Genomic DNA, 10,147 nt, shown 5'->3' with positions numbered 1-10,147 from the left:
CCACTCCCCGGACCTCATCCGAACTCTCATCTAAATTTATTATATAGGATAAAATTAAAAATTGGAACAGGGAAAAATAAAACCAGTGTTATTTATTTTGCAATTAGAACGCTGTTCATGTATTAAAGTAATAAGCAGGAAAGAAATCCGCACGATTCAGCCCGCTGCCTTGTTAAATGACTGGAATATCGGGATTTCTTCAGATTTTAACCCATATAATAATATAGAAAGGACAATCGTATTTTCAGAGTGCAGTTATAGGATCATTTTTATACTGCTATGCCGTTTCAGGGAGTAGGATCGATGCGTAAAAGTATATTCTCCACACCGGCACTTTAAGCGAAAGATGTGAAGAATATAGAGGGCGGCCATCTACAGTATTCCCTCTGCGTCCGGGACAGTTTCATTCTTCCTGACGACGGCTGATGAGATACTGATACCGGAATGGAATCCACCCGCCATTGCATCAGGTTTTTCCGGGCTTTGTGAAAAGATAAATCCTATTGGTACATTTGATATATTTTAGGTATAATATATACATGAATGGTCTGAAAAGTACTGCATGGAATCAGTGATTCAGGAGGAAAGCACCGGTTTGTCCGGTTATGATTGCGTGAGTTCTCTCCTGAGCTGTTCCAGGAGGCTTATGACGCAGCATTGGATAAACATGCCTATGAAATTTGATTCTGCGGTTCAATCAGCTGCTTCCTGACATGCAGACTGTCGTTGACTGGCCCGGACATCCGGGCAGGGAGGTTTCTATGAGCGAAGAAAAAGATATGGAAAAAACACCGGCAGTTCGTCCCGAAGCAGCTCCTGAAGTGAAAGAAACGGCCAAGCCGCCGATGGAAAAGGAAACGGCCAAACCGCCGGTGGAGAAGGAAGCAGCCGGGCTTCCGGCGGAAAAGGAACCGGCAGGCCTTCCTGCGGAAAAAGCAGAGGCTTCTGTACCGGCAGCTCCATCTGAAGAGGCGGAGGAGGTTCATGTAGATTCTCCGGAGCCGGATATGGAAATCAACATCATTGATGACCGGGATAAAGAGGCCGAGGGGCTGATCCGCTGGGCCGCCGGCCGGGCCGGGGTCATTGTGGCGGCTCCTCTTCTGGGTACCGCAGCTCTGGTGGCCAATGAAGTGTACATGATTTCCAAAATCGGCACGGTATACGGTGTGGAACTGAACCAGAAGGCCGTATTGTCCTTTATCGGCTCTCTGGGCGCCACGGTGGTGGGCTCCACACTGGCTACGCTGATTCCGATTTCCATTATGCAGATTCCTATCGGCGTATCCGTTACCTATGGTATCGGGAAGGCAGCCCAGCGCTGGATCAAGGACGGCATGCCCGATGATACGAAACCCTACCGCGCTGTTTTTGAAGAAGAAAAAGCGGAAGGGGAAAAGGATGTGAAGGAGCTGGAGGAGAATCCGAAGAAGGACGAGCCTCTGGGCGATGAGAAGAAGGATTTCACGGCGGAACTGAAAAAGAACTGGAATGATGTGTATCCGGAAAAGGCCCATGAAGCAGTGGACAAGCTGGCCCGTCAGCTTACGGAGTCTGCAGGGATTCTGGGAAATAAGCTGGTGGATGCGCTGAAGAAAGCCGGCGTTACTGACGAACAGATTGAAAAGGCAAAATACACGGCCCTGGGTGCTTCTGAAGTGGCCCAGGAAACAGCAGAAAAGACGGCCCGGGATCTGCAGGCCATTGCCCGCATCAAGTCCAGAGAGTTCAGGAAGGATGCAGCCCGCCGGGCAGATGAAATGAAGGCCCAGGCTCGGGAGCAGATGAGTGAACTCCAGAAGAAGACGGAGGAAATGAAGCGCCAGTCGGAAATTCAGTCCCAGCAGATGAAGCTGAAGTCGGACAAGCTGAAGGCCCAGGCCCGGGTGCAGATGCAGGAGGCCAAGATCCAGGCAAACAAGCTGAAAATCCAGGCACAGGAACAGGCGGAAACGGCCCAGGCCAGAGCCCAGGAGATTTCCGACAAAGTGGTGGAATCAGCAGGCCGCTATCGGGATGCTGCTGTGGAAGCTGCCAGCCAGGCAAAAGCAGACATGAAGAGCACTGCAGAAGAGTACCGGGCAAAAATCGAGGAAAGGGCCCGGCAGAAACAGGCCGAAGCGGCAGAAAGGGATGGAAAAAGCGTTGAAGGTGCTGGAAAAACTGAAGAAACTGCTGCTTCCCCTGAAGAAAAAACTAAAAGCGAATGACCAGGAATTGAAAGGGGACCTGTCTGATCTTCATAAGGAAAAGGTGGGGCCCGTGACAAGAAGAGTGGTATCGCCCTGGGGAAGAAGACGGATACGCCACCGGCGGTCCAACCATCCCTGGGTGAAAGGCAGATAATGGAAAGGAGCGGTGAAATCACAGGATCTATGATTTCACCGCTCCTTTTTCTTTATCCTATTATATATGTGTAGATTTATACAATTTCCATGCAAAAAAGCCGGCTTCTGCCGGCTGAAAATGCAAATAAATCAGATATCTCTGTTTACTTTATGAGAACGAAGGCAACGAGTGCAGACATTCATTCTCTTGACCTGTCCGTCTACCAGTACGCGAACTCTCTGGATATTCGGTTTCCAGGTTCTCTTTGTTTTCAGATGGGAATGGGATACATTGAATCCCGTAGCGGTTTTCTTGCCGCAAACTTCACAATAGTTAGCCATGTGCTACACCTCCTTGCACTTCCGCAATTGCAACATTCATAATATATCACAATTGCTTTTTTTAAGCAAGTCTTTTACGTAATCAATTTTCAGGAATATAATAAAAGTAAAGAACTGCATGGCGGGCCGGAGAAAATAAACCGGGATAAGATAGGTATATTCCAGGGGCCTGCTGCATCATAGAAAGGTTATTTCATGAATTTATCAGATTCCGTACAATATGTCAAAGGCGTAGGCCCTAAAATGAAAGAAAAACTGTCCCGGCTGGGAATCGCTACGGTGGAAGACCTGATTTCCTTCTACCCGCGCCGGTACCAGGACTGGACGAAAATCACAGATATGGAGGAGCTTCGTCCCGATGAAGAGGCCGTGATCTATGGAAAGGTGGCGGACCTTCGAAAAATGACACCCCGCCGGGGTATGACCATATTGAATGTGCTTCTCACCGACGGCACCGGTGCAGTGACTCTGGTATACTTTAACCAGCCCTGGAAGGAGGAACAGTTTCAAAGAGGCCTTCATGTGCTGGCCTATGGGAGAATAGAATATACCTACGGGAAGCTGCAGATTTCCAATGCGGAAATTGAAATCGTTTCTCCTGAGGAGCTCCGCTCGTTTACGAAACTGGTTCCTGTGTATCCGCTGACCGAAGGCATACGCATCGGACAGATGAGGAATATGATTTCTTTTGCCCTGGATCATGTAGAGGATATGGGGGAAAATCTTCCCGCTTTCGTGCTGCAGCAGGAGCATCTCATGGGCAGGCTGGAGGCAGCGAGAGCCATGCACAATCCGAAGAACTGGGAGGAGCAGAAGGAAGCCCGGCGGCGTACTGCCTTTGAGGAACTTTTCTTCATGCAGGCAGGCATCCTTCTTCTTCGCAGGAAACGGCAGAAGCATGTGATGAGTATTAAATGTGCTCCTTCAGGAAAACTGGTGGCAGCCGTCAGAGAGCAGCTGCCTTTCCATCTGACACAGGGACAGGAGCAGGCCTTCAGAGACATAGAGGATGACATGGAAGGGCTGGTTCCTATGCAGCGTCTGGTCCAGGGGGACGTGGGAAGCGGAAAAACGGCGGTAGCGGCACTGGCTTTGGCAAAGATCGTGGAAAATGGATACCAGGGAGCCCTTATGGCGCCTACGGAAGTGCTGGCAGGACAGCATTACAGGACTTTCCAGGAGTTTTACAGGGGCCTTCCCATTCATGTAGCTTATCTGTCGGGACAGACGAAGGCAAAGGAGCGGGCGGAAATCCTGAAGGGCCTGAAGGATGGGACCATTGATGTGCTTATCGGCACCCACGCCCTGATTGAGGAGGATGTGGTTTTTGCCCATCTGGGACTGGTTATCACCGATGAACAGCACCGCTTTGGCGTGAAGCAGAGAAAGGCGCTGGAAACCAAAGGCGGGTATCCTCATATCCTTGTGATGACGGCTACGCCTATTCCCCGGACCATGGCTCTTTCAATTTATGGGGACCTGGATGTGTCCTCTATCCGCGGCATGCCGCCGGGACGGCATCCGGTGAAAACCTATGCTGTCGGAAGTGCACTGCTGGAGCGGGTATTCCGCTTCATGGGCCGGGAAATGGAGGCCGGACATCAGGTTTATGTGGTATGTCCTCTGGTAGAAAAAAGTGAAAAGCAGGATCTGGCGTCGGCAGTGGCGGTGTATGAGCAGCTGAAGCAGCAGATCTTTCCCCGGTTCCATGTAGGACTTGTACATGGACGCATGAAAAACAGCGACAAGGACAGGGTAATGGAAGATTTTCATGCGGGAAGGCTGAATCTGCTGGTGGCAACCTCGGTGATTGAAGTGGGGGTCAATGTACCCAATGCCACCATCATGTTTGTTTACGGCGCCGACCGGTTCGGCCTGTCCCAGCTGCACCAGCTGCGGGGCCGTGTAGGCCGTGGCAGTGCCCAGTCCTACTGCATTCTCTATTCCGATAACCGGAATGAAGTGACACAGCTTCGGATGAAGATCATGTGTGAAATCCAGGATGGATTTCTCCTTTCCGAAAAAGATCTTCTGCTGCGGGGCTCCGGGGAATTTTTCGGCTATCACCAGCATGGCATGCCTGACCTGAAGGCGGCGGACATTGTAAGGGATCTTCCCCTGCTGGAAGAAGCCAGGAAGGAAGCGGCACAGGCGGTGGACAGCGGCATGGATTTCCGGGAGGAACTGTCCCACCGGTTTGGCGGTGCTTTCTTCAAACGGCTTTATGAAGAGGAAGGTCAGACAGGAAAAATCACCGGAAAGAAATGATTTTATCTGCAGTTGCAGGATTTCTGCTCATGAAAAGCAGGAGACAAGAAACTTTTCTGCCTGCTTTTCCTATTTATGCTATAATAATTAAATTAATGGATTCAAAATCATATACCTGAACGATTCGTATGGAAACCTGGTTTCAAGAAATGGAGGCTATGATGAGAGCAGATAAATTTGGCAAGAGGGGACTTACTTTTGACGATGTACTCCTGATTCCGGCTCACTCCACGGTACTTCCCCGGGATGTGGATGTAAGCACTCACTTGACAAAAAATATCAAACTGAATATTCCGATTATGAGTGCCGGCATGGATACGGTAACGGAAGCGGAAATGGCGATTGCCATGGCTCGTGAAGGCGGCATCGGTGTTATACATAAGAATATGAGCATTGATGAACAGTCCAGAGAAGTGAAGCTGGTGAAACGGTCCGAACATGGTGTCATTGTCGATCCCATTTACCTTTCTCCGGACAATACCCTGGCTGATGCAGATGAACTGATGAACAAGTACCATATTTCCGGCGTACCCATTACGGAAGAAGGGAAACTGGTAGGCATTATTACGAACCGGGATATGCGTTTTGAAACTGACCTGTCCCGTCCCATCAGTGATATCATGACCTCTGACGGACTGGTGACAGCACCGGAAAATACTACTATTGAAGAAGCCAAGGAAATCCTGAAGGCTCATCGCATTGAAAAGCTGCCGCTGGTGGATAAGGATGGAAACCTGAAGGGGCTCATCACTATCAGAGATATCGAAAAGATGAAGAAATATCCCAATGCGGTGAAGGATGAAGACGGCCGTCTTCTGGCAGCAGCCGCTATCGGTGTGACACCGGATGTGGAAGAACGGGTGGAAGCACTTCTGGCTGCCAAGGCAGATGTGCTGGTTATTGATACGGCTCATGGACACAGTGAAGGCGTGCTTGAGACTATCCGCCGTCTCCGCAGGGATTTCCCCCATCTGGAGCTGATTGCAGGCAACGTAGCCACCTATGATGCCACAAAGGCGCTGATTGATGCAGGCGTGGATGCAGTAAAGGTAGGCATCGGCCCGGGATCCATCTGCACTACCCGTGTGGTGGCAGGTATCGGTGTTCCCCAGATTACGGCGGTGTATGACTGCGCCAGAGCGGCAGAAGGCACCGGCGTACCGATTATTGCCGACGGCGGGATTCAGTATTCCGGCGACATCGCCAAGGCTCTGGGAGCCGGCGCTTCCTCCGTCATGCTGGGGAATCTTCTGGCAGGCACGGATGAAAGTCCGGGAGAAACCATCATTTATCAGGGCAAGAAATATAAGGCATACCGCGGCATGGGATCCCTGGGCGCCATGCAGGCAGGAAGCAAGGACCGCTATTTCCAGCAGAATGCCAAGAAGCTGGTGCCGGAAGGCATTGAAGGACAGATCCCCTACAAGGGTCATGTTTCCGATGTGCTTTTCCAGCTCATCGGAGGTCTTCGGGCAGCCATGGGCTACTGCGGCACACCGGACATCCGGGCCATGAATGAGGAAACCCAGTTTATCGAAATTACCGGCGCAGGCCTTCGTGAAAGCCATCCTCATGATGTAAGCATTACGAAGGAAGCTCCGAATTACAGTACAAAATGAAAGATACGACGTTGACATCTCATATTGTTATGGATATCCGCATCCATGCCGTCACCATGAAGGAAGCACTTGCCTGGGCGGAAAAACAGATTATGGAAGAAAAGCCCGCCCTGATTGCAACGGCCAATGCGGAAATGATTATGATCGCCCAGGAGGACAGAGAACTGGCCCGCATATTGAATGAGGCGGATCTGGTGGTTCCGGACGGAGCCGGTGTTCTTTGGGCCGGTGAAAAACTGGGAACCCCCTTCCCGGAACGGGTAACCGGGGCGGATCTGACGGTGGAACTCTTAAAGAGAGCCGCCGCCATGAACTGGCCGGTGTATTTTCTCGGAGGAAATCCGGGCGTAGCAGCTAAAGCGGCAAAGAAGTTTATGGAAGAGCATGGCTCTTTTTCTCTGGTAGGCTGCCATGACGGCTATTTCAATGAAGAAGAAGAAAAAAAGATTATCGAAGATATTCGGAAAAGCGGCGCCAGGATTCTATTTGCCGGTCTGGGTGTACCCAAACAGGAAAAGTGGCTTTCTGCCCATAAGGAGGAACTGGGCGTTTTATCCATGGGCATCGGCGGTGTCTTCGACGTGATGAGCGGCAATCTGAAAAGAGCCCCTCTCTGGATGCAGACCCACCGCCTGGAATGGGCTTACCGCCTGTATCTCCAGCCCAGCCGTATCGGAAGAATGATGGCTCTTCCGAAGTTTATGAGGGCTGTCAAAAAATGGAAAAAAGAACGCGGGAGTAAGTGATGCTGAAAAAACCTATCATACTGCAGGAAGGCTATCCTTTCATTCTGGTGACCTTTCTTATTGGAGCCGTACTGTGCTATTTGAAGTGGTATTATGCGGCGGTCATACCTTTTGTGCTCTGTGTGTATTTTACCTATTTCTTCCGCTGCCCGCCGAGGAACGGGAAAATTGTTCCAGGCGAAGATATTCTTGTATCTCCTGCTGACGGCACGGTGGTGGATGTTTCCCATGACGTGGAGGAGGATACCTTTTTAGGCGAGAAATGCCATAAAATTACGATTTTCCTCTCTATTTTCGATGTGCACTGCAATCGCAGTCCCATGGAAGGGGAAATCAAGTACCAGTCCTATACCCAGGGCCGTTTTCTTCCTGCCTATAAAGAGGGCGTAGGCTTTGAAAACGAACGGGGAGCCATCGGCATTACTGGAAAGAACCGATCCATCCTGGTTATTCTGATTGCCGGCATTCTTGCCAGGCGGGTGGTATCCTGGAAAAACCTGGGAGACAAGCTGAAAAAAGGGGAACTTTACGGGATGATCAAGTTTGGATCCTGTACGGAGCTTTATATTCCCGGTGATTGTGAAATCTGCGTAAAAAAAGGCGATAAAGTCAAGGGTGGTCTGACTGTCGTAGGGAGGCTGAAGTAAGTGAATAAATCTTGGATTGCAAATGCCGTCACCGCAACAAATGCGCTGTTTGGCGGGCTGTCGATTATGATGTCTATTCAGGGAAATTTCAAAACGGCAGCAGTATTCATTCTGATTGCCATGGTGGCAGATGCACTTGACGGCAGAGTGGCACGGGCACTGCATACTGCAGGGCCCATGGGGGTAGAACTGGATTCCCTTTCCGATGATATTTCCTTTGGAATTGCAGCCGGTGCCCTGATGTATGCTTACCAGCTTCATGAACTGGGACCGCTGGGCTTTATTCCCTGCGCTCTTCTGGGAACATTCTGTGCATTCCGCCTGGCCCGGTTCAATGTAAAGGTAACCAGCGTGCATGGCTATTTTGAAGGCCTGCCCTGCCCGACCACCGGCGTTATTGTGGCAGCCTATGTGCTTTCCGGCGTAAAAATCTGGAACTGGCTGGCTGTGCTCTGCGTACTGCTCCTGGCTTTCCTTATGGTCAGTGAAATTCATTATCCTGATAATAAAGGCGCCAGCGCCGATCAGCTTCACCTGCCGGCTCTGCTTATCTGCCTTGCCTTTTTCATTATCTGCACCGTCTTCTACTGGCCCATCTGGGCAGCAGCTCTCTGTGCAGGATATATTATGTTCGGCATGATGAATACCTTCCTCAACCGGAGGAAAGCAAAGCGCAAAGCCCGTAGAATGAGAAAAACTGCCGGAGGAGATGGCGAAGGAACCGAATGATGACTCACATACTCGATATAATCATGATTCCTGTACAGCTGATTGTGGCGTTCTTTACCATTTACTACACAGTCATTGCTGTATGCGGCATGTGGCATCGAAAAGAAAAGAATCTGGCACCGCCCAAAAGTAAATTTGCCATTGTCATTCCTGCCCATAATGAGGAAATGGTGCTGGCGGACCTGCTGGAGAATCTGAAGCTTCTGAAGTATCCGAAAGAATTGTATGACGTCTACGTTATCGCAGACAACTGTACCGATCACACTGCGGAGCTGGCACGCCAGCATGGCGCCTATGTATTTGAAAGAACCAACAAGGAACTGGTAGGAAAAGGGTACGCCATGGACTGGGTCTTCCCCAAGATCTTTGCTTTGAACAGGGGATATGACGCATTCTGCGTATTTGACTCCGATAATCTGGTGCACCTGGATTTCCTGGCGGTGATGAACAACCGTCTGCTGAAGGGCCAGAAGGTCATGCAGGGATATCTTTCTGCCAAGAATCCTACCGATACCTGGGTATCCGGCACCTTTGCCATCGCCTTCTGGACAATCAACCACCTCTGGCATCTGGGCAAGTACAATCTGGGACTTTCCTCCTGCCTGGGCGGTACCGGCATGTGTATTGCTGCGGACATTGTCAAGAAATACGGCTGGGGATGCGACTGCCTGACGGAAGATATGGAATTTTCCATGAAATGTCTGTCCCACGGCATCCGGACCTGCTGGGTGCATGACGCCATTATCTATGATGAAAAACCGCTGGGATTCATGGCATCCTGCCGGCAGAGAAAACGGTGGGCCCAGGGGCAGTTTGACTGCTCGGAACGGTATATCCCCATTCTTTTCAGGGAAGGCATCAAGAGACACAGCATTATCATTCTGGACGGTATTATGCAGCTGCTGCAGAACTATTTCCTGCTGCTCTCCACCTTCTATCTGGTGATGACCTACATCAATATGTTCTATCCCTGCTTTACCGTTATCCTGTACAATGATGTGCTGGTGCCCCGGCAGTTCTGGGCGGTTCTGGGCTTCATCCAGTCCGTGGTGCCTCTCATCGTGCTGCTGCAGATCGAAGTGCCTCTCAAGATTTATCTGTACTGGCTGATTTACCCGATATTCATGTATTCCTGGATTCCTGTCACCATTCTGGGCTGGAAGGACCGTCATAAGAAGGGATGGGTGCATACCATTCATACCAGAAGCATGCATTTCGAGCAGGCTAAGCTGACCCGCAAAAAAGAAATCGATCCGTGAGAAAGCGGAAAGCTCCCTTCGGGGAGCTTTTTTGATGCCTTTTTAGACAGAAAGGAGCCGGAAAAGCAGGATTACAGAATGAGGGATAAGAAAAAGGAGAAGAGATAAAGACAGTATTTAAATATTCATAAATAATGGGGCTCTTTCATGGCCAAGCCATGGCCGTTGAGTATAATAAAAGCATATTGAGAGAAGAAAGCAGGGAAATGC

General features: G+C 50.3%; 9 protein-coding genes. 8 read left to right on the top strand and 1 reads right to left on the bottom strand.

The genetic code is table 11. From position 1 onward, the window contains the following. Positions 1-761: 761 nt before the first annotated feature. Positions 762-2,210, top strand: a complete 1,449-nt coding sequence (locus tag ACI4N7_RS06690) for a hypothetical protein (RefSeq protein ID WP_439732576.1) — start codon at positions 762-764, stop codon at positions 2,208-2,210. A 7-nt stretch (positions 2,211-2,217) separates the two neighbouring features. Next, positions 2,218-2,346 carry a hypothetical protein gene (locus ACI4N7_RS06685; RefSeq protein WP_439732575.1) on the top strand — a complete coding sequence of 43 codons (129 nt, stop codon included), beginning with the start codon at positions 2,218-2,220 and terminating at the stop codon, positions 2,344-2,346. Between the two features lie 131 nt (positions 2,347-2,477). Here ACI4N7_RS06685 and rpmB read toward each other — a convergent pair whose 3' ends face one another. Next, positions 2,478-2,669 carry a 50S ribosomal protein L28 gene (gene rpmB, locus ACI4N7_RS06680; protein ID WP_008858613.1) on the bottom strand — a complete coding sequence of 64 codons (192 nt, stop codon included), beginning with the start codon at positions 2,667-2,669 and terminating at the stop codon, positions 2,478-2,480. 195 nt (positions 2,670-2,864) lie between these two features. Here rpmB and recG point away from each other — a divergent pair, with 195 nt between their 5' ends. The 6 genes from recG to ACI4N7_RS06650 all read left to right on the top strand — a co-directional run bounded on the left by recG (position 2,865) and on the right by ACI4N7_RS06650 (position 9,937). Then, positions 2,865-4,937, top strand: a complete 2,073-nt coding sequence (recG, locus tag ACI4N7_RS06675) for an ATP-dependent DNA helicase RecG (RefSeq protein WP_439732574.1) — start codon at positions 2,865-2,867, stop codon at positions 4,935-4,937. Between the two features lie 161 nt (positions 4,938-5,098). Next, positions 5,099-6,556, top strand: coding sequence for an IMP dehydrogenase (gene guaB / locus ACI4N7_RS06670; protein ID WP_439732573.1), 1,458 nt, complete (start codon positions 5,099-5,101; stop codon positions 6,554-6,556). Beyond that, positions 6,553-7,302 carry a WecB/TagA/CpsF family glycosyltransferase gene (locus tag ACI4N7_RS06665; protein ID WP_439732572.1) on the top strand — a complete coding sequence of 250 codons (750 nt, stop codon included), beginning with the start codon at positions 6,553-6,555 and terminating at the stop codon, positions 7,300-7,302. The genes guaB and ACI4N7_RS06665 overlap by 4 nt, the downstream gene beginning before the upstream one ends. Then, on the top strand, positions 7,302-7,949 hold the full coding sequence (locus ACI4N7_RS06660; protein ID WP_439732571.1) for a phosphatidylserine decarboxylase: 648 nt from the start codon (positions 7,302-7,304) through the stop codon (positions 7,947-7,949). Before ACI4N7_RS06665 ends, ACI4N7_RS06660 begins: the two co-directional genes overlap by 1 nt. Next, a complete protein-coding gene (gene pssA / locus ACI4N7_RS06655) occupies positions 7,950-8,678 on the top strand; it encodes a CDP-diacylglycerol--serine O-phosphatidyltransferase (RefSeq protein ID WP_439732570.1) in 729 nt (242 codons plus the stop codon). It begins immediately after the preceding gene. Continuing rightward, positions 8,678-9,937: a glycosyltransferase family 2 protein gene (locus ACI4N7_RS06650; RefSeq protein WP_439732577.1), complete on the top strand. Its 1,260-nt coding sequence runs from the start codon at positions 8,678-8,680 to the stop codon at positions 9,935-9,937. Before pssA ends, ACI4N7_RS06650 begins: the two co-directional genes overlap by 1 nt. Positions 9,938-10,147 lie beyond the last annotated feature (210 nt).

Source organism: Dialister sp., from assembly GCF_051885895.1.
Taxonomy (GTDB): domain Bacteria; phylum Bacillota; class Negativicutes; order Veillonellales; family Dialisteraceae; genus Dialister.
The sequence above is the reverse complement of the archived record's forward strand: the minus strand, read 5'-3'. Positions and strand labels throughout refer to the sequence as shown.